Raw genomic sequence first — 18,438 nt, forward strand, 5'->3', positions numbered from 1 at the left:
ATCTCAGTTAGTGGTTGTGACCCTAGCCGCGACGGCCAAGGACGCCGAGTCCACGGTTCGGGAGTGGCTCGCCGTTCTGGCTCGGTGCTTCCAGTTGCAGGACGCGATCGCCGTGCTCGAACTCGACCGGGTGCTGGACGCGTCGCCGGAGGAGCTGAACGGACACCGTCTCGCGCTGAGGGCTGCCGGGCAGAACCGACTGGGACACATCTCGCGAACCACCGAGCGCCTGGTGGGCAGGATGAACGCGGCTGTCGGCACGGCCAACGCCAAGGTGTTGCTGAACCCGACCAGGTCACCGGCCCTGGTCGAGTCGATCAATCACGTCACTACCGGCGTCCACGGCTTCCACACGCGACTCGGGATCGAGTCCGGTCATCAGTCGTCCCAGGCGAGGGGATGGGTGGACGCGGCCACGGAGGCGAGGGACAGGGCGCTCGAGACGGGAGCGAAAGGCGTCGACCGGCAACCGTCTCACCGAGACCCTGCACGACCCCTCGGGTGACAGCGGCAAGGACACCGAGCGGACGTACGCCTACCCGGCGCCGGGCAGCGCCCACCCGCACGGCCTGGACTCGGTCACCACGCGCCGCCCCGACGGCACCACCACCAAGGTGTCCTACGGCTATGACGCGACCGGCAACACCACCACCCGCGGCGGCCAGTCGCTGGAGTGGGACGCCGAGGGCCATCTGGCCAAGGTCACCGAGGGCGGGAAGGTCACCGAGTACCTCTACGGTGCCGACGGCAGCCGGCTGATCGGCCGCACCGGTTCGGCGACCACGCTCTACCTGGGCCACAGCGAGGTCACCCTCGCCAAGGGGGCCGGCAAGGCGAAGGCGATCCGCTACACCCCGCTCGGCGGCGGCCACCAGGCCGTCAGGTCCGACGACGGGACCCTCACCTTCACCCTCGCCGACCACCAGGGCACCGGGCAGCTCGCGGTCGACGCCGCCACGCAGCGGCTGACCCAGCGCCGCACGCTGCCCTTCGGCGGCGTCCGCGGCACTCCGCCCACCGCGTGGGCCGGGACCCGGGGCTTCGTCGGCGGCACCGACGAGACCTCCGACACCGGCCTGGTCCACCTCGGCGCCCGTGAGTACGACCCCGCGACCGGCCGCTTCCTCAGCGTCGACCCGGTCATGGACCTCACGGACCCGCAGCAGCTCAACGGCTACGCGTACGCGGAGAACTCGCCGGTCACCTTCAGCGACCGCAACGGTCAGTGGAAGTGGCTGGACAACATCGTCGACAAGGGCAAGAAGGCGGCGTCCGGCTTCTGGAACGGTGCCGTCGACGGCTATTACGACGTGGCCGAGGGCGTCTACACGTTCACCGACCGGATGGGCTGGACGACCGGCAACGCCCAGAAGATCAAGAACGACCGGGCCGGCAAGGGTCTGGTCAGCCTCTACAACACCGTGCGCGCGCCGGAGAGCGGCGGCGCCTGGTACAAGATCTCGTACTGGATCGGCAAGTTCCTGGTGCCGTTCCTGCCGGGTGCCTCCGGCGTGGGCGGCGGCACCAAGGCGGCGTCCAAGCCCGGCAGCGTCACCAAGGTCGTCAAGGGTGTCCTCGGGAAGTTGTTCTCGGGCGCGGCGAAGAAGTCGGAGCCGCCCAAGGCGGCGCCGCCGAGGGTCGTCCCCCGTCCCGATGTCAGCACCCGCGGCGTCGGCGGCAAGAGCCCGCCGGCCGTGGAGATCCAGAGGGCCCCGGAGGGCTGGACCCACGCCGGGCAGATGGAGAGCGCGTCCTCCCAGGTCGCCGACTTCGCCCTCAAGAACTTCACGAAGAGGAAGAGGCTCAAGACCTATGCGGGCGGCTACAACATCGAGACGGGCGACATCGCCCTGGCCCAGTCGGGGGGCTGCAAACCCGGCCCCAGCTACTGCGCCGAGGGCAATGTCGTACGGGCCCTCGGCGGTGACCCCACGAAGGTCCGGTTCACCATCGCGTACACCGTGACGACCGAAGCCGACAAGGGCACCGTCGCCGTCGTGAAACCCGTCTGCACGGAATGCCAGTTGGACTACCCGTCTCCGTTCCAGTTTGAATGGGGCGCCGTGCCCGAAGAGGGCGGCATCTGGCACAAGCAGGGCTTCTGAGGGGAGTGAGCAAATGGACGCCATGGAGATGGAGCTGAGCCTGTACGACTGGTCCACACTCCCGTGCCGCAGATGCAAGTCGGCACAACACGTCCCGGGGGACCTGCTGCGGCTGGCACGCGCGCGGACGCGGGAGGAGGCCGAGCCGCGCGGCATCGAGGGCCACGTCTTCCAGGAGACGTGGGGAACGAGGACCGTGGTGCCGGTCGCCCGCGCCATGATGGCCGGGCTGGCCGGGCCCGGCCTCTCCCCGCAGGCCCGGCACCGGTTCCTGGACCTGGTCTGGGGGTTCGTCGTCCTGGACGACGACGATCTGGCCGAGGCATGCAAGGACGCGGTACGGACCGGCATCTGGACCCTGTACGAGGAAGTGCTCTCGGGCAGGGCCAAGGGCAGCGCCCTCGTCGCCTACTGGCTCGTGAAGGAGGTGGAGACCACTCCGGCACGGGTGGAGCGGCTCCTCCAAGTGGCACGGCATCTGCTGCCGGAGGACCTGCACGACGACGAGGACTAGCCGGCCTGCAGGTTGGCCGAGGAGCAGGCAGGACTCCCGCCGGGGAGGCGGGGTCCTGCCCGTCCGGTGCGTTCGGCGGCCCTCACGCCGGGGCACGCCGGCAGGAATGCGGATGGGCTCCCCGGCTAGGCTCGTGCCATGACGCCGCCCCCTGACGCAGGGACGTCGCCGGGACCGGGTACGGATCGTCGCCGGGACCGGGTACGGATCGTCGCCGTGGCCTGGTGAGATCGTCGGCGAGGCCCGTCGCTGCGGCTCGACGAGGTCGCCCGCCGCTCCCGGTCCGTCGCGCCGGACGGCCTGTACGTGTGTGTGCCGCAGATCGGGTCCGTCCCTTCGGGCCGGCGGTTCCGGCGAGTGAGCGTGTCCCCCAGGAGCAGGTCAGCGTGAAGGCTCTCCCCAGCATCGACCCGGCACTGCCGACGGACTGGCACCCGGAACGGGTCTGGTACACCTCCTACGGCTCGAACACACATCTTGAGCGGCTCGCCTTCTATTTGAGGGGCGGTCGACCACCGGGTGGGGCGCGGGCATACCCGGGGTGCCGCAATCCGGCGATGCCCGCCCGGTCGATTCCGGTGGAGCTGACCGGGGCCATGTACTTCGCCACCAGGTCCCCGGTGTGGGGCGGTGGCCGGGCCTTCTACGACCCGCGGGCCGACGGCCGGGTCCTGGCCAGGGCCCACCTGGTGACCGCGGACCAGTTCTTCGACATCGCCGCGCAGGAGATGTACCGGGATCCGGGCATGGACCTCGACCTGGTCGACGTACTCACGAACGGGCGTGCCGTGCTGGGGGAGGGGCGCTACGAGACGTTGGTGTGCGCCGGTCAGGTCGACGGGCTGCCGGTGCTGACCTTCACCGCTCCATGGCGGATGAACGAGGTGCGGTGGGTCCCGCCGTCGAGCGCCTATGTGCGGTTCCTGTCCTCGGGCCTGTTGTCGGCGGGTACGTGGGACCTGGCGGCGGTCGCCTCGTACGTCGCCGCCTGCCCGGGCGCCTTCGGCCACTGGCCGGAGCAGGCTGTTGCCGATCTGCTGGCCTCCACGGACCGATGAGCGGTGCCGGCGCCGGTCAGCCGAGGGTGCGGACGGGGCGCCGGCGAGGCAGGCCTGGATGTCCTCGACCGCCTGGTCGTAGTAGCGCCGGTAGTGGGCCCGGGAGACGTGGCCGAGTTGCGCATGCCGGACGCCACGAGGAGCTTCAGGCGGGGCAGCCGGCCGGGGAGCGAGGCGGTGTCTGTCCCCAGGGTGGCGGACGCGCCTCGCGGTTTCGGACGCGGGCCCCCGTCGTTCACCTCTGCCGACCGGGGCCCACTGGCGTCCCGGACCCGGCCACGGCGGCGACACTCCCCCGAGCTGCGCGACGTACGCGCGCCCCGTCGGGCCAGATCCGATGATGTGATCACATCAGGCCTCACCAACGGATCGCTAACATGTCGCCAACGGTTTCCCGTGGCGTGGGCCGGGGCCGGCGTGAAGCCGTCGGCCGGAAGCGGGAAACGGCCGTATCGGGGGTGCGTTCACCAGCCGGTACGGTGGCGGGTTCCGGTGGTGGCTGCCCGGGCTCGGGCGGCGGGAAGGCGCCGGGCAGGGGCGGGAATCCGCCAGGAGTGGTCCGTCCTGTCGTGATGGAGCGTGGCCCGGCTCGGGCCCGGGCTCAGGCGCGGGCGCATGCGTGGGAAGGCTGTGGGCGGTGTGATGCGGGGCGGGCCTCGGTACGGACTGCGGTTCGGGCTGCTGGGGTCCCCTGTGCTGTATGAGCCCTGTGACGGGGGTGGGCTCTGTGACGGGGGTGGGCTCTGTGACGGGGGTGGGCTCTGTGACGGGGGTGGGCTCTGTGACGGGGGTGGGCTCTGTGACGGGGGTGAACTCTGTGACGGGGGTGGGCTCTGTGACGGGGGTGGGCTCTGTGACGGGGGTGGGCTCTGTGACGGGGGTGGGCCCTGTGACGGAGATGGCCCCTGTACGGGTGCGGGCATGAGCGGCGGTGCCGGTACGTGTGCGGGGACGAGCGGCGGTGCCCGTACGTGTGCGGGGACGAGCGGCGGTGCGGGTGCGGGTAGCCGCACAAGGGCGACTGCCGCCAGGGGAGTGGGGGACACGCGGCCCCGTCCTGCGATGCGGGACGTCAGCAGTCCCATGGCGCGTGTCCTCCTCGCCGCGTTGCTGCTCGAGGCCGGTCGCGTGGTGCCCGTCCCGACGCTGAAGGACACCTTGTGGGGCGGCGCCCCGCCTGCCTCCGCGCACGCCTCCCTGCACAACCACGTCGCCCGGCTGCGCCGGATGCTCGACCATCCCGGGCGGCTGCGCGCCGTGCCGCCTGGCTATCTGCTGCGGGTCGAGCAGGGTGAGCTGGACGTCCATGTCTTCGAGGCGCACGTCGCCGCGGCGCGCGCCGCGCACGCGGGGCGGGAATGGGAGCGGACGGTGCGCGAGTGCGTGCGGGCGCTCGCCTTGTGGCGGGGTGCGCCCCTGAGCGGGCTGCCGGCCGAGGTGGGCGGGTACGCGTTCGTGCAACGGCTGGTCGAGGCGCGGCTGCTGGCACTGGAGTGGCGGTACGACGCCGAACTCGCCCTGGCGGCACGGGGGGCGTCCGGGCGGGACCGGCTGGCCGGGCTCGTCCCGGAACTGGCGGAACTCGCCGCCGAGCATCCGCTCCGCGAGGCCTGCCACCGTCAGCTCATGCTCGCCCTGCACCGCACCGGCCGCCGCGCCGAGGCCCTCGCCGTCCATCGCGATCTGCGCTTGCGGCTCGTGGAGGAGCTGGGGGTCGAGCCGGGGGAGGGGGTGCGCGCGGCCCATGTGGAGGTGTTGCGGGGCCTTCCGGAAGAGGGGGGAGGGGCGGGGCGGAACGACTCCGGCGGCGCTGCGGTGTCCGGCGCAGGTGCGGCGCGGGCGGAGGCGTGCGGCCCGGAGGCGGGCAGCCCGGAAGTGTGCGGGCCGGCGTCGTGCCGCCAGGAAGCGGGCGGGCCGGAGGCGGGCAGCCCGGACACGGCCGGACTCCGGCCGTCCCAACTCCCGCCACCACCGGCACACTTCACCGGCCGCTCCGCCGTGCGCGACACCCTGCTCCGGACCCTCACCCGGCCCGCCGCTCTCGCCGTCGTCAGCGGCATGGCCGGCGTAGGCAAGAGCGCACTCGCGCTGCACGCCGCGCATACGCTGGCGGAACGTTTCTCCGATGGTCAGCTGTACGTCAATCTGCACGGCGCCACCCCCGGCATGACCCCCCTCAGCTCCGGCCACGCGCTCACCGCGCTCCTGCGCGATCTCGGCGTCGAGCCCCGCCGCGTCCCCGAACACCCCGATGCCGCCGCCGCGTTGCTGCGCTCGCTGCTCGCGCCGACGCGCACGCTGCTGGTGCTGGACGACGCCGCGAGCGCCGCGCAGGTGCGCCCGCTGCTGCCGGCCGGCGCCGGATGCGCGGTCATCGTCACCAGCCGTTCGCCGCTGACCGCCCTCGACGGCGCCCGGCGTTTCCCGCTGACGCCGCTGAGCGGCACGGAGAGCGCGGCGCTGCTGCGCGCGGTGTCGGGACGGGACGGGCTCGACGCCGCTCACCCGCTCGTCGAGCTCACCGGCCGGCTACCGCTCGCCCTGCGGGTCGTCGCCGCCCGGCTCGCCGCTCGCCGGGCACTCACACCGGACGTACTCGCGCATCAACTGTCCGCCACCGAGGGCAGGTTGCATCATCTGGAGTACGACGACCTGAGCGTACGGCGCTCCCTGGCCGTCGCCCACGACGCGCTCGCCGCGTCCGACCGCGAGGCCGACCGGGACGCCGCCCTGGCGCTGCGCCGCGTCGGCGCGCTCGATCTGCCGTCGTACGGCGCTCCCCTGATCGCCCGCCTCACCGGCACCGGCGAGCGCCGCGCCGGGGCCGCGCTGGACCGGCTGGTCGACGTGGCCCTTCTGGAGGAGACGGCGTACGCCCGCTACGCACCCCACGACCTGGTCCGCGATTTCGCCCGCGAGCTCGCGTCGGCAGGGGCGCGTCACGGGGGAGACGGCAGCGGTGGCGACGACGGCGAGGGGAGCCCCCACCCCCTCGTCGAGCGCATCGACCACGAAGACCACGAAGACCACGAAGACCACGAAGACCACGAAGACCACGAAGACCACGAAGACCACGAAGACCTCGAAGACCTCGAAGACCTCGAAGATCTCGACGACCTCGACGACCTCGAAGACCTCGAAGATCTCGACGACCTCGAAGACCTCGAAGATCTCGACGACCTGGTGGACACCGCTCTGCGCTGGTACGCCGCGACCGCCGAGCGCACCCTCACCGCCATCGTCGAACCAGGGCTCGACCAGGACGACCGCCGTCGTCCGACCGCCGCGCAGCCCCCCGGGCATGCGGCCTGCGTGGCGACCGTCGCCCCCTTCGAGGGAGCCGAGGCGGCGTTCGCCTGGGCCCGCAGCGAGCTGTGCAACATCGTCGCGCTGGTCGAGGCCTACGCAGACGGCGCCTGTGAGCGCCGTGCCGCCTACCTGTCCACCCTCCTCCGGCGGCTCGCCCCCTGTCTCCACCGCAGCGGCCGTATCCCCGAGATGGAGTTGCTCGGGCGGGCCGCGCTGAAGCTGGCTCGGCGGCTGGGGGACGCGGCGGCGGAGGCGACGGCGCTGGTCGATCTCGCCGGGATGCACTTCCTCACCGGCCGGCAGAACGAGGCACTCGGGCTCAACGACGAGGCGCTGGCGATCTGGCGACGGCTCGGGGCCGTCTCCTGGATGCGCCGCTGCCTCAACAACCGCGGGCTGCTGCTCGAAGGGCTGGGTCAGTACGCCGAGTCGGAGGACGCGCTGCGCCGGAGCCTCGGGTACTCGCGCCGGCTGAACGATCCGTACGGCGAGGCCGTGACGTACAGCCATCTCGGCAACCTGTACGAGCACACCGATCCTCGCGCCGCCATCGAGCACCACCGCCGCTCGCTCGCCCTCGGCGTCGGGATCGGCGCCGTGATCGTGCAGCACTCCGCGCACTGCAACATCGGCTACGCCCACCTCACCCTCGGGGAACCGGCCGCCGCCGCCGAGCACTTCGAGGAGAGCCTGCGCATCCTCGGCGGCCACGGCGACTGGCACGGCGAGTCCCGGACCCGGCTCGGCCTGGTCCGCGCGCTGCACCGGCTGGGCAGCTCCGCCCGCGCCGAGCGCGAGTGCGGGGAACTGCTGCGCCGCGCCGAAGCCCGCTCCGACCGGTACACCGGGGGACTCGGCCGGCACCAGCACGGTCTGCTGCTGCGCGAGCAGGGGCGCGAGGACGAGGCACGCGAGGCGTGGCGCACCGCCCTCGCCGACCTGGACGGCACGGACGAGCGGGCGGTCGTCACGGAACTCAGGTCCCTGCTCTCGGGCGCCCCCTGATCACTTCGCGTCGGCATAGCACTCCACCACCGCCGTCGAGAACGGAAACCGCACCGGCGTCTCCCCGAACGTCAGCCGGGCCGCCAGCGCCCCCGCCTCCCGGATCGCCGCCACGACCGCCTCGGTCTCACCCTGGGGACAGTGCACGATCACCTCGTCGTGCTGGAAGAAGACCAGCTCGGCCGCCATGTCCGCGCAGGCGCGGCGCAGCGCGGCGAGCAGCAGCAGTGTCCAGTCGGCCGCGCTGCCCTGGACCACGAAGTTGCGGGCGAAGCGGCCACGGGCGCGGGCGTCGGTGGAGGCGTGACCGGGCACCCACTGCTGGGCACCGGACTCGTCCCCCGCCGTGGCGAGCGGGATGCCCGCCTCCTCCGCCGCGTCCTCGCCCGCCCCGGCGGCCGGTGGGCTGGTCCGGCCGAGGAACGTCCGGACCAGCCGCCCCTCCTCGCCCGCGCGGGCCGCGTCGTCGACGTACGCCACGGCCTTGGGGAAGCGGCGTCTGAGGGCGGCGAGGTTCTTCAGGCCGTCTCCGGAGGTCTGGCCGTAGACCGCGCCCAGCACGGCGAGCTTGGCCTGGGCGCGGTCGCCGGAGAAGGCGCGGTCGGAGACGGACTGGTAGAGGTCGGTCTCGCGGCCTGCCACCTCCATGAGACCTGGGTCGCGGGAGATCGCCGCCAGCACGCGTGGCTCCATCTGGTCGGCGTCGGCGACGACCAGCCGCCAGCCGGGGTCGGCGACCACGGCACGCCGGATGACCTTGGGGATCTGGAGGGCGCCCCCGCCGTTGGTCACCCAGCGGCCGGTGACCGTGCCGCCCGCCAGGAACTCCGGCCGGAACCGCCCGTCGCGCACCCAGTCCTGGAGCCAGGACCAGCCGTGGGCGACCCAGATGCGGTACAGCTTCTTGTACTCCACCAGCGGCTTGACCGCCGGATGGTCGAGGGACTCGATCTCCCAGCGCCGCGTGGAGCTCACCTTGATCCCGGCCTGCGCGAAGGCCTTGATGACGTCGGCGGGCAGATCGGGCCGCACCCGGCGCCCGAACGCCGCGGACACCTCGTCGGCCAGCTCGGCCAGGCGGCGCGGCTCGCCACCGCCGGCGTACCGCTCGCCGAGCAGTTCGTGCAGCACCTCGCGGTGCACCTCGGCGCTCCACGGCACCCCCGTGCCGTTCATCTCGGCCGCCACCAGCATCCCCGCCGACTCGGCGGCCGTCAGCAGCCGCATCCGGTCGGGGTGCGCGGCCCGGTCGTGCCGCCGCTGCTGCTCGGCGTACACGGCGAGCAGGTCGTCGAGGGGGACGTGCGTGCCCTGGGGCTCGAAGAGCGGCGACTGCGCGCCCGGCTCGGCCGCGCGGGCCGGGGGGTCGGGCGGTACGGCGCCGCCGCGCAGCCGGGCGAGGGCGGCGGCGGCCGAGCGAGGTTCGCCGTACCGCCCCTCGTGGCCCAGGAGGAGGGTCTCGGCGTCCTCGATGTCGTAGCACCGCTCCACCCGCACCCCCGTGGCGAGCAGTCGCGGGTAGACCTCGGCGGTGGACCGCCACACCCACCGTGTGACGTACGGCCGGCTGCGCACCGCCTCCGACAGGTCCCCCTCCCGCCGCACCGGCCCCGCGGGCAGCCCTGCCGGACCGAGGGGGGCGACGTCCACGCCACCGTCCTCGGCCGGAGCGAGCGCCCACCGATCGGCCATGCTTGCGAGTGTCGCAGCAGGGTCTGACAACGGGGGGACTCTCCCTGCGGGGCCCGGCCCCTCAGCTTCCCCCGGCGGCCTTCTCCGCGCCCCCCTCCCGCTCCTCGCGCCCCCGCACCACCTGCTCCAGTGCCTCCGTGACGTACCGCTCCACCCCTTCCTTGGTGATGTGGAGACCGGAGAGCGGGCCTTCGCCGTTCTCGAACTCCAGGAGGGCCAGCAGGAGGTGCTCGGTGCCGACGTAGTCGTGACCGAGGCGGAGGGCCTCGCGGAAGGTGAGTTCCAGGACCTTCTTGGAGTCCGAGGCGTACGGGACGAGTTCCGGGCCCTGCTCCGCGGCCGGCGGCAGCGCGGCGTTCGCCGCCTCGCGGACCGCGTCCAGGCTGACGCCCTGTGCCGTGACGGCCCGCGCGGCCAGCCCTTCCGGCTCGGTGAGCAGGCCCAGGACGAGGTGCGCGGGCAGGCCCTCGCGGTGGCGTGCCGCCTTGGCCGCTTCGTGCGAGGCCACGACCACCTTCCGCGCGCGGGGGGTGTAGCGGCTGAAGCCCTGGCTCAGGTCCAGGTCCAGGGACTCCTTCGGCACGAACCGCTTCTGCGCGGCCTGCCGGGTGACCCCCATGCTCCTGCCGATGTCCGTCCAGGACGCGCCGGAACGCCGGGCCTGGTCCACGAAGTGGCCGATCAGGTGGTCGGCGACGTCGCCCAGGTGCTCCGCCGCGAGCATCGCGTCCTGGAGCTGATCGAGGGGTTCGTCGTGCACCTTCCTGATGGCCGCGACGAGGTCGCCGAGGCGGATGGATGACGTGAAGTCGGGGTTCTTCGTCATATGTCAACCGTAAGTTGACAGTGAGGAGGCGTCAACCCAGAGTTGACGAGCATCCGCATGACACGATCCCCCCGTGGACACCAGCACCGTCGACCGCGCCTTCCGGGCCGCCCTCTACGCCTCCGCCGACGACCACGCCGCCCTCGACACGGGCGCGTCCCTGCTCGCGGCCGACCCGGCGGCGGACGGGGAAGTCACCCGGCGGGGCGTCGAGTTCGTCGCCGGCGCCTGGCGCCGTGGCTGGCAGCCCGCCGACGTCGTACGGACCGTCCGCCGCGAACTGGAGGACGTACACGAACGCCTTGCAGCCGCGCTGATCCTCGAACAGGCACCGCACGACCGCCCGCGCGGCCCCCGCTGGGCGGCGCAGCTGGCCCAGCTGACCGAGGACGCTCCCACCGCCCCGGCCCGTCCCGACCGCTTCACGCACGCCACCGCCCTCCTGGAGCTGTACCGCCTCCTGCTCCGCCTCCCCACCCTCGAGGACCTGGACGAGCCGCAGACTCAGGGGGAGACGCGAGCCGGGCGCACGACCACGACCACGCCGCAGTCGTCCGAGTCCCGCATGCTGACCCGCATCCGCGCCCTTCTCGCCAAGGCCGAGGCCACCGAGTTCCCCGACGAGGCGGAGGCCCTCAGTGCCAAGGCGCAGGAGCTGATGGCGCGGCACAGCATCGACGAGGCGCTCCTCGCTGGCCAGGCGCAGGACGCGGCCGGGCCGACGGCCTGGCGGATCGGCGTCGACCAGCCCTACGAGCAGGCCAAGGCGGTGCTGCTGGACGCGGTCGCCACCGCCAACCACTGCCGGGCGGTGTGGAACGAACCCCTCGGCTTCTCCACCGTCGTGGGCTTCGAACCGGACCTGGAGGTGGCCGAACTCCTCTACACCTCGCTCCTGGTGCAGGCCACGACCGCGATGACCAAGGCCGAGGCCGCGCAACGCGCGGGCGGCCGCAGGCGCACGAAGACCTTCCGGCAGTCCTTCCTCGCCGCCTACGCCCACCGCATCGGGATCCGTCTCGCCTCGGCCGCCGAGGAGGCCGCCGGACAGGCGGCCGAGGAAGCTGCCGGAGGGACCGCGGGGCAGGCCGGCGCCGCAGCCCGGTCGGACGGTGGCCTGCTCCCGGTCCTGGCCTCCCGCGAGGCGGCGGTCACCGAGCGCACCGAAACGATGTTCCCGGAGACGACCACGACGCGACTGCGCGCAGTGACCGACGCGGCGGGCTGGACGGAGGGATCACGCGCGGCCGACCGGGCGGAGGTCAGATCGCGCCGCCGGCTCGACTGACCCACGCGCGGCCGACCGGGCGGAGGTCAGATCGCGCCGCCGGCTCGACTGACCCACGCGCGGCCGGACCGCCCTCAGTCGCCCGCCTGCTGGAACGCCCCCACCGAGGCCTCCGGCGCTTCCCCTTCGACGAGCGCGACAGGACCGTACGACCACGCGAAGCCCCGCGTCTGCGGAGCGCCCGGCAGGCCGATCTTCAGCCTCGTGACGTCGAGGCCGCCGGCGCCGCCCGTCTCGCCCCGTACGTACGTGATCGTGAACGTCGCCGCCGTGCCCTCGGCGAGCGTCAGCTTCTGCGCCCGGGCCGCCTCTTGCGCCGGCACGGTGACGGAGCCGGCGTCGGACTGGAGCCCGACCGTGGGGAATCCGTCCAGGGTGCACTCGGCGCCCTGGTTGGTGACGGTGACGGGAATGTTGCCGGTGTCCCCGGCGACGGGCGCGGCATTGGCGGGGCCGACCTCCACGCCGACCTCGTCGAGCACACAGGCGGAGGTGTCCTGGCCGCCGTCCTCGCCTTCGCCGCTGCCACCGCCCCCGCAGGCGGTCAGCAGCAGGGCGGCGGCGAAGGCGGCGGAGCCGACGGTGAGCGATGTGGCGCGCATGGATGGGTCCCCTGGGTTCGTGACGATTCCCCTGGATCATCACGTACGCGGGCGCCGTGCGGTCACCCGGCCCGTCCCATCGGCGTCACCTCACGAGCCCAGCCCCGGGGTGGGCAGCCCCGGCGGCAGCTTCCCGCCCTCGGCCTTGGTGTACGTCTCCTGGCCGAGGCCGCCGTCCCACGTCACCTTCAGGCTCCCGGCGCTGACGGAGTCGACCGTGCCGGTGCCGCGCTCGTCCTCGCCGTTCGAACAGGTGAGCTGGATCGTCCGCGTTCCCGATGCCTCGCCCACGCGACCACTGCAGACGACGCCGCCGGTGGCGAACAGCCCGGCGGACTCGCCCGTGACCACCAGCGCCACCGCCTGACCCTCGCTGGTGGCGAGCCAGCTGCCCTCCAGCTCCCCGGCAGCCGCGGTCGGTGAAGCCCCGCCCCCGCCGCTACCCGCCGACGACGTACCGGGGCTCGGCGTCGAACCCCCCGGATCCGAGTCCGAGCCGCCGCCCCCACTGCAGGCGGTCAGCGCGACCGCTCCCACCACGACCGCGGCCGCGGCCGCCATCCGCACCCGCCCGCGCACCGCACCCTGCGCGTAGCCCGCCGAAGTCTTCGCGGAAGTCACTGCATGCCCCCAGAGGTGAGCCGGTAGCCGATCGGCCGCACGAGCCGCGCAGCCGTCCGGCGGACAGTCGCACGGCGGTACTCCCGTGACAGCCGTACTTGGCCGTACTTGGCCGTACTTGCCGTACTGCCGGATGACAGCACAGCCACACAGCCGGACAACAGCACAGGCGGACAACAACACGGCAGTACGACCACATGGCCTTACAGCCGTACATCCACACATCCCGACGACCACACAGTCCGAGGACCGCACGACCACATCGCCCTACGACCGCACAGCCGTACTTCCTTCAAGCCATATCGCCGCAAAGACCGACTGTCACAATGACCGACTTACGCATGGACCGACGGACGCATGGACCGACTTACGCATGGACCGACGGACGCATGGACCGACTGCCACATAGCCCTATCGCCACAAAGTCGCACGTCCTTACGGCCCCACATCCTGACGATCGCAGCAAGCCACCAGCCCGTAACCCCGCCGGCACGAGCGGTTCCGGCGCGAGCGGCCGGCAGGTCCCGGTGATCTGCCCGACCGCATGCCCGACGATGAACCGACATGGGCATCCCGCCGCCCGGCGCAGGCCGTCCGGTACCGGGGCCGACCTCCAGGCGGACGCCGGCGCTGCGGACCGGGCCATCATGTGGACGCTGGAACAGGAAGGGCGCGGAACGCGTCTGTTCCTAGTGCACGAAGGATTCGATCCGGACACGATCCGGCGCAGTCGATGGCACGGAAGACCGTGGACGGGGCCGGCGATCGCATGCAACGCGCGTCCCGGGGCAGGCGCTGGAACGGCTTCGGCGGAGCGGTCGTCAAAGCTGTAACCGCAGGAACACCCCCCGTGCACGTGCATCTGCCCATGCAACTGCACATGAACAAGGTTATGATCCGCCTCAGTTGACCACTGCATCCATGGCCATACCAGCCAGTGCACCACCGGGGAGCGACCTGTGGATCACGACGTGTACGACGGTGACGTGTACGACGGTGACGTGCACCACGGCGCCGGTGCGTCCGGCGTGTACAACGGCATGGCCGCCGCGAAGCTGCGCGGGGCGGCCTGGCAGAAGAGCCGGCACAGCAATTCGCAGGGCTCCTGCGTGGAGTTCGCGCCGCTGCCGGGCGGGAGGGTGGCGGTGCGCAACTCGAACTTCCCCGACGGACCCGCCCTCGTCTACACACGCGCGGAGATCGAGGCGATGCTCCTGGGCGTGAAGGACGGCGAGTTCGACCACCTGGTCGCGGGCTGAGGTGCCGGTGACGGCGTGTCGTGAGTGACGGGTGACGCGCGGTGACGCGCGTAGAACCCCGCCGCCAAGAGGTGCCGGGGTTCCTCAGCCGTCGGTCTGGAGGCGGAACATCGCCCAGACGACCTTGCCGCTCAGCGTGCCGGCCAGCGGGTGCCAGCCCCAGCTGTCGCAGAACGAGTCGACGAGGAACAGCCCACGGCCGGACTCCGCCGAGAAGTCGTCGGTCTCGCGCGCGACCGGGCTGTCGTTGCTGGGGTCGCGCACGGCGCACACCAGTCGCTCGGTCCAGCGCATCAGGTGCAGGCGCACCTGCGGCGGTTCGTGGTCACCGTTCCTGGCAGCCGGGCGCGGGGCGACGGACGGCAGACCGTGGCGCAGGGCGTTGGTGACGAGTTCGGAGACCACCAGGCAGACGTCGTCGAAGCGGTGTCCCACATCCCACTGGTCGAGTGTTCTGCGGGTGAACTGCCGTGCCTCGCGGACCGCTTCGTAGCGGGCGGGCAGGGCACAGGAGGCGGCGTTGGACACGGCGGTGGGATCCAGCGGCGGAAGGCCCTGCCGTAAAGGCTCGAGCATGGTCGATCCATTCGTCCCCATGCGAGGCACTCCCCCGGGAGTTCGCGGTCGTTGCGATGCAGCGGTGGCGCGGGACCATGGTTTCGGATGCGTACAGCAGATGCAAGGGCAGATGCACGTGCACGCGACCGAATTGGACCCTCCCGTACCACTTGTTGGCCATTTTTTCCGCCATCTTCACGTCGCCTGCTTGCCTCCTCCTTGCCCTGGACTTCCTCAAGGGATCCGGCATCTTTGGCTTCTTTCCATCTGTGTAACCGGACGAGTACAGCTCGGAGTGTTTTAGTGGCAGACTGCGGGCCCGGAAAGACGGTTGGGGAGGCTGGAACGTGAGCGCGGGAGAGCCCGGATCGGTGGTGCGGCGCATGCTGCTCGGCTCGCAACTCAGGAGACTGCGAGAGGCTCGGGGCATCACGCGCGAGGCGGCGGGATATCACATCCGTGCCTCCGAGTCGAAGATCAGCCGGATGGAGCTGGGCCGGGTGAGCTTCAAGACGAGGGACGTCGAGGACCTGCTGACGCTGTACGGAATCGTGGACGAGACGGAGCGTACGTCGCTGGTGTCCCTGGCCCGGGAGGCCAATGTCGCGGGCTGGTGGCACAGTTACTCGGACGTCCTGCCGAACTGGTTCCCGACATACGTGGGCCTGGAGGGCGCGGCGTCGCTGATCCGCGCGTACGAGGTGCAGTTCGTGCACGGCCTGCTCCAGACGGAGGCCTACGCCCGTGCCGTCGTCCGGCGTGGCATGAAGGGCGCGAGTGAGGCAGACGTGGAAAAGCGCGTCGCGCTGCGCCTGGAGCGACAGAAGCACCTCGTCGCCGAGAACGCCCCCGACTTCCACATCGTCCTCGACGAGGCGGCGCTGCGACGCCCCTACGGCGACCGCGAGGTGATGCGCGGCCAGCTGCAGCACCTGATCGAGTTCTCCGAGCGGCCCAACGTACGGCTGCAGATCATGCCGTTCAGCTTCGGCGGGCACTCCGGCGAGTCCGGCGCCTTCACCGTCCTCAGCTTCCCGGAGTCCGACCTGTCGGACGTGGTGTACCTGGAGCAGCTCACCAGCGCGCTCTACCTGGACAAGGCGGAGGACGTCGCCCAGTACGAGAACGCGCTGACGGAGCTCCAGCGCGACAGCCCGGGTCCGGACGAGAGCCGGGACCTGCTGCGGGGGCTGCTCCAGCTGTCCTGAAGGTTCCCGGAGAGTTACTCCAACTCTGTTGCAACACAAGTACGATGACGTGTGATCAGGCACTGCTTCACCGGCAGGGATTGAGGAGTCACATGTCGTCCTACTTCACCGACCTGGCTCAGCAGTACATCGACGGCGAGTGGCGTCCGGGCAGCGGTTCCTGGGACATCATCGACTTCAACCCGTACGACGGTGAGAAGCTGGCCGCGATCACCATAGCCACGGCCGGCGAGATAGATCAGGCCTACCGGGCCGCCGCCCGCGCCCAGCGGGACTGGGCCGGGGCGGGGCCCCACGCCCGCCGCGCCGTCCTGGAGAAGGTGCTGCGGCTGGTGGAGGAGCGCGAGCTGGAGCTCACCGAGGCGATCATCGCCGAGCTGGGCGGCACGCGCGTGAAGGCCGGCTTCGAACTGCACCTCGCCAAGGAGTTCCTGCGCGAGGCCGTGAGCCTCACGACCCGCACCGAGCACCGCCTGATCCCCTCCCCGGACCCCGGCAAGGAGAACCGCCTCTACCGCGTCCCGGTCGGCGTCGTCGGTGTGATCAGCCCGTTCAACTTCCCGTTCCTGCTGTCGCTGAAGTCGGTCGCGCCGGCCCTCGCTCTGGGCAACGCCGTGGTCCTCAAGCCCCATCAGGACACCCCCGTCGTGGGCGGCACGGTCATCGCCCGGCTCTTCGAGGACGCGGGCCTGCCCGCCGGGGTGCTCAACGTCGTCGTCACCGACATAGCGGAGATCAACGACGCCTTCCTGGAGCACCCGGTCCCCAAGGTCATCTCCTTCACCGGCTCCGACAAGGTCGGCCGGCACGTCGCCACCGTCTGCGCCCGGCACTTCAAGCGCGCGATCCTCGAACTCGGCGGCAACAGCGCACTGGTGGTCCTCGACGACGCCGACCTCGACTACGCCGTCGACGCGGCCGTCTTCAGTCGCTACGTCCATCAGGGCCAGGTCTGCATGGCCGCCAACCGCATCCTGGTGGACCGCTCGGTCGCCGGCGCGTTCACCGAGAAGTTCGTCGCCAAGGTGCGCGGCCTGAAGGCCGGCGACCCGGGCGACCCGGAGACGGTCATCGGCCCGCTGATCAACTCCTCGCAGTCCGAGGCGATCACGTCCGTCGTCGACCAGGCGGTCGCCGAGGGCGCCACGGCACTGCTGCGCGGCTCCACGCGCGGCAACCTGGTCGAGCCGTCGGTCCTCACGGACGTGCCGGCGGACTCGGGGCTGCTCCGGCAGGAGATCTTCGGCCCGGTCGCGCTCCTCGTCCCCTTCGAGGGCGAGGAGGAGGCCGTGCGCCTCGTCAACGACAGCCCGTTCGGCCTGAGCGGCGCCGTGCACACCGCCGACGTCGAGCGCGGCGTCCGCTTCGCCCAGCGCATCGACAGCGGGATGTTCCACGTCAACGACGGCACCGTGCACGACGAACCGCTGGTGCCGTTCGGCGGCGAGAAGGACTCCGGGCTCGGCCGCCTGAACGGAGAGACCACCCTGGACGCGTTCACGACGCTCAAGTGGATCTCGGTGCAGCACGGGCGGAGCACGTTCCCGTTCTGAGGGTCCCGCCGGGGTGGAGTCCCGGGGAGGAGGCGCCGGCCGCGCGCCGCGTGACCGAGTCGTGAGCCGGCCGTCCGGGTCCGGCCCCCGGGCGGCCCGGCGCGCGGCCTAACCTGGACGGCATGTCAGCGATCCGTCTCCTGGTGCTGGGTGCCGTCCGCCAGCACGGGCGGGCCCACGGGTACCAGGTGCGCAACGACCTGGAGTACTGGGGCGCCCACGAGTGGTCCAACGCGAAACCGGGCTCGATCTACCACGCGCTGAAGCAGATGGCCAAGCAGGGCCTGCTGCACGCGCACGAGATCGCCCCCTCCACCGCGGGGGGCCCGCCGCGCACCGAGTACGAGATCACTGCGGCGGGCGACGAGGAGTACTTCACCCTCCTGCGCGACGCGCTGACCTCCTACGACCAGAAGGTCGACGTCAAGTCGGCGGCCATCGGCTTCATGGTCGACCTGCCGAGGGCGGAGGCGGTCGCGCTGCTGAAGGAGCGCATCCGGCGCATCGAGGAGTGGCGCGACGCCGTCACCGACCACTACGTGCCCGAGGAGGGACCCGGGCAGCTGGGCCACATCGGCGAGATCATGAACCTCTGGATCCACACGGCCGACGCCGAGGCCGAGTGGGTCAGGGGCGTGATCGGCCGTATCGAGGGCGGCGCCTACACCTTCGCGGGCGAGGGTGAGCCGTTCGTGGGTGTGCTCGCCGAAGGCGAGGAGAACCCGTACGCGACGCGGGAGCGGCATCCGGACGATCTCCGGTGACCGCGTCCGCCGCACACTAATCAAGTTTGACCAACCCGTGGGGTGGGGATTATGGTCGTTCGGTAGTCAAGCTTGA

Annotated in this window: 14 protein-coding genes and 1 pseudogene; 10 read left to right on the top strand and 5 right to left on the bottom strand. The window is 71.8% G+C overall.

The annotated features are described in order from the left end of the window. Positions 1–22: 22 nt before the first annotated feature. From ACGF8A_RS27510 to ACGF8A_RS27530, 5 genes and pseudogenes are all read left to right on the top strand, one after another. Positions 23–460: pseudogene (locus ACGF8A_RS27510) on the top strand (hypothetical protein); the annotation flags it as partial. 154 nt (positions 461–614) lie between these two features. Next, positions 615–2,105, top strand: coding sequence for an RHS repeat domain-containing protein (locus ACGF8A_RS27515; RefSeq protein WP_393112697.1), 1,491 nt, complete (start codon positions 615–617; stop codon positions 2,103–2,105). 13 nt (positions 2,106–2,118) lie between these two features. After that, a complete protein-coding gene (locus ACGF8A_RS27520) occupies positions 2,119–2,619 on the top strand; it encodes a hypothetical protein (RefSeq protein WP_393112699.1) in 501 nt (166 codons plus the stop codon). A gap of 386 nt (positions 2,620–3,005) precedes the next feature. Next, positions 3,006–3,677 (top strand): histone deacetylase, encoded by a 672-nt coding sequence (locus ACGF8A_RS27525; RefSeq protein WP_393112701.1) that lies wholly within the window; start codon positions 3,006–3,008, stop codon positions 3,675–3,677. A 1,083-nt stretch (positions 3,678–4,760) separates the two neighbouring features. Next, positions 4,761–7,991, top strand: a complete 3,231-nt coding sequence (locus tag ACGF8A_RS27530) for a BTAD domain-containing putative transcriptional regulator (protein ID WP_393112703.1) — start codon at positions 4,761–4,763, stop codon at positions 7,989–7,991. Here the strand turns inward: ACGF8A_RS27530 and ACGF8A_RS27535 are convergent, their stop codons facing one another. After that, positions 7,992–9,683: a bifunctional 3'-5' exonuclease/DNA polymerase gene (locus ACGF8A_RS27535; protein ID WP_393112705.1), complete on the bottom strand. Its 1,692-nt coding sequence runs from the start codon at positions 9,681–9,683 to the stop codon at positions 7,992–7,994. A 61-nt stretch (positions 9,684–9,744) separates the two neighbouring features. Then, the gene (locus ACGF8A_RS27540; protein WP_393112707.1) at positions 9,745–10,509 is read right to left on the bottom strand and encodes a Clp protease N-terminal domain-containing protein; all 765 of its coding nucleotides are present in this window, start codon (positions 10,507–10,509) and stop codon (positions 9,745–9,747) included. A gap of 73 nt (positions 10,510–10,582) precedes the next feature. On the opposite strand from ACGF8A_RS27540, the gene ACGF8A_RS27545 reads away from it, so the two are divergent. Further along, positions 10,583–11,797 (top strand): DUF2786 domain-containing protein, encoded by a 1,215-nt coding sequence (locus ACGF8A_RS27545; RefSeq protein ID WP_393112709.1) that lies wholly within the window; start codon positions 10,583–10,585, stop codon positions 11,795–11,797. 74 nt (positions 11,798–11,871) lie between these two features. On the opposite strand, the gene ACGF8A_RS27550 is transcribed toward ACGF8A_RS27545, so the two are convergent. Both ACGF8A_RS27550 and ACGF8A_RS27555 read right to left on the bottom strand, forming a co-directional pair. Next, entirely contained in the window at positions 11,872–12,399 is a 528-nt protein-coding gene (locus ACGF8A_RS27550; RefSeq protein WP_393112711.1) for a DUF4232 domain-containing protein, read from the bottom strand. A gap of 90 nt (positions 12,400–12,489) precedes the next feature. Further along, positions 12,490–13,020 (bottom strand): hypothetical protein, encoded by a 531-nt coding sequence (locus tag ACGF8A_RS27555; RefSeq protein ID WP_393112713.1) that lies wholly within the window; start codon positions 13,018–13,020, stop codon positions 12,490–12,492. A gap of 959 nt (positions 13,021–13,979) precedes the next feature. Between ACGF8A_RS27555 and ACGF8A_RS27560 the strand changes: the two genes are divergently transcribed. Continuing rightward, the gene (locus tag ACGF8A_RS27560) at positions 13,980–14,279 is read left to right on the top strand and encodes a DUF397 domain-containing protein (RefSeq protein WP_393112715.1); all 300 of its coding nucleotides are present in this window, start codon (positions 13,980–13,982) and stop codon (positions 14,277–14,279) included. Between the two features lie 84 nt (positions 14,280–14,363). Here ACGF8A_RS27560 and ACGF8A_RS27565 read toward each other — a convergent pair whose 3' ends face one another. Beyond that, positions 14,364–14,855 carry an ATP-binding protein gene (locus ACGF8A_RS27565; RefSeq protein ID WP_393112717.1) on the bottom strand — a complete coding sequence of 164 codons (492 nt, stop codon included), beginning with the start codon at positions 14,853–14,855 and terminating at the stop codon, positions 14,364–14,366. Positions 14,856–15,220: 365 nt separating this feature from the next. Between ACGF8A_RS27565 and ACGF8A_RS27570 the strand changes: the two genes are divergently transcribed. From ACGF8A_RS27570 to ACGF8A_RS27580, 3 genes are all read left to right on the top strand, one after another. Next, on the top strand, positions 15,221–16,045 hold the full coding sequence (locus tag ACGF8A_RS27570; RefSeq protein WP_393112844.1) for a helix-turn-helix domain-containing protein: 825 nt from the start codon (positions 15,221–15,223) through the stop codon (positions 16,043–16,045). Positions 16,046–16,137: 92 nt separating this feature from the next. Further along, positions 16,138–17,598 (top strand): aldehyde dehydrogenase family protein, encoded by a 1,461-nt coding sequence (locus ACGF8A_RS27575; protein WP_393112719.1) that lies wholly within the window; start codon positions 16,138–16,140, stop codon positions 17,596–17,598. A 122-nt stretch (positions 17,599–17,720) separates the two neighbouring features. After that, positions 17,721–18,362 carry a PadR family transcriptional regulator gene (locus ACGF8A_RS27580; RefSeq protein WP_393112721.1) on the top strand — a complete coding sequence of 214 codons (642 nt, stop codon included), beginning with the start codon at positions 17,721–17,723 and terminating at the stop codon, positions 18,360–18,362. The last annotated feature ends 76 nt before the right edge of the window (positions 18,363–18,438 follow it).

The sequence above is a fragment of the Streptomyces sp. NPDC047706 genome (assembly GCF_043204795.1).
In the GTDB taxonomy this organism is placed as follows: Bacteria; Actinomycetota; Actinomycetes; order Streptomycetales; family Streptomycetaceae; genus Streptomyces.

Excerpts from the sequence above, each read along its gene's own strand:
- ACGF8A_RS27520 (WP_393112699.1), top strand. The coding sequence starts at position 2,119 with ATGGACGCCATGGAGATGGAGCTGAGCCTGTACGACTGGTCCACACTC.
- ACGF8A_RS27530 (WP_393112703.1), top strand. The coding sequence starts at position 4,761 with ATGGCGCGTGTCCTCCTCGCCGCGTTGCTGCTCGAGGCCGGTCGCGTG.
- ACGF8A_RS27535 (WP_393112705.1), bottom strand. The coding sequence starts at position 9,683 with ATGGCCGATCGGTGGGCGCTCGCTCCGGCCGAGGACGGTGGCGTGGAC.
- ACGF8A_RS27540 (WP_393112707.1), bottom strand. The coding sequence starts at position 10,509 with ATGACGAAGAACCCCGACTTCACGTCATCCATCCGCCTCGGCGACCTC.
- ACGF8A_RS27550 (WP_393112711.1), bottom strand. The coding sequence starts at position 12,399 with ATGCGCGCCACATCGCTCACCGTCGGCTCCGCCGCCTTCGCCGCCGCC.
- ACGF8A_RS27565 (WP_393112717.1), bottom strand. The coding sequence starts at position 14,855 with ATGCTCGAGCCTTTACGGCAGGGCCTTCCGCCGCTGGATCCCACCGCC.
- ACGF8A_RS27570 (WP_393112844.1), top strand. The coding sequence starts at position 15,221 with ATGCTGCTCGGCTCGCAACTCAGGAGACTGCGAGAGGCTCGGGGCATC.
- ACGF8A_RS27575 (WP_393112719.1), top strand. The coding sequence starts at position 16,138 with ATGTCGTCCTACTTCACCGACCTGGCTCAGCAGTACATCGACGGCGAG.
- ACGF8A_RS27580 (WP_393112721.1), top strand. The coding sequence starts at position 17,721 with ATGTCAGCGATCCGTCTCCTGGTGCTGGGTGCCGTCCGCCAGCACGGG.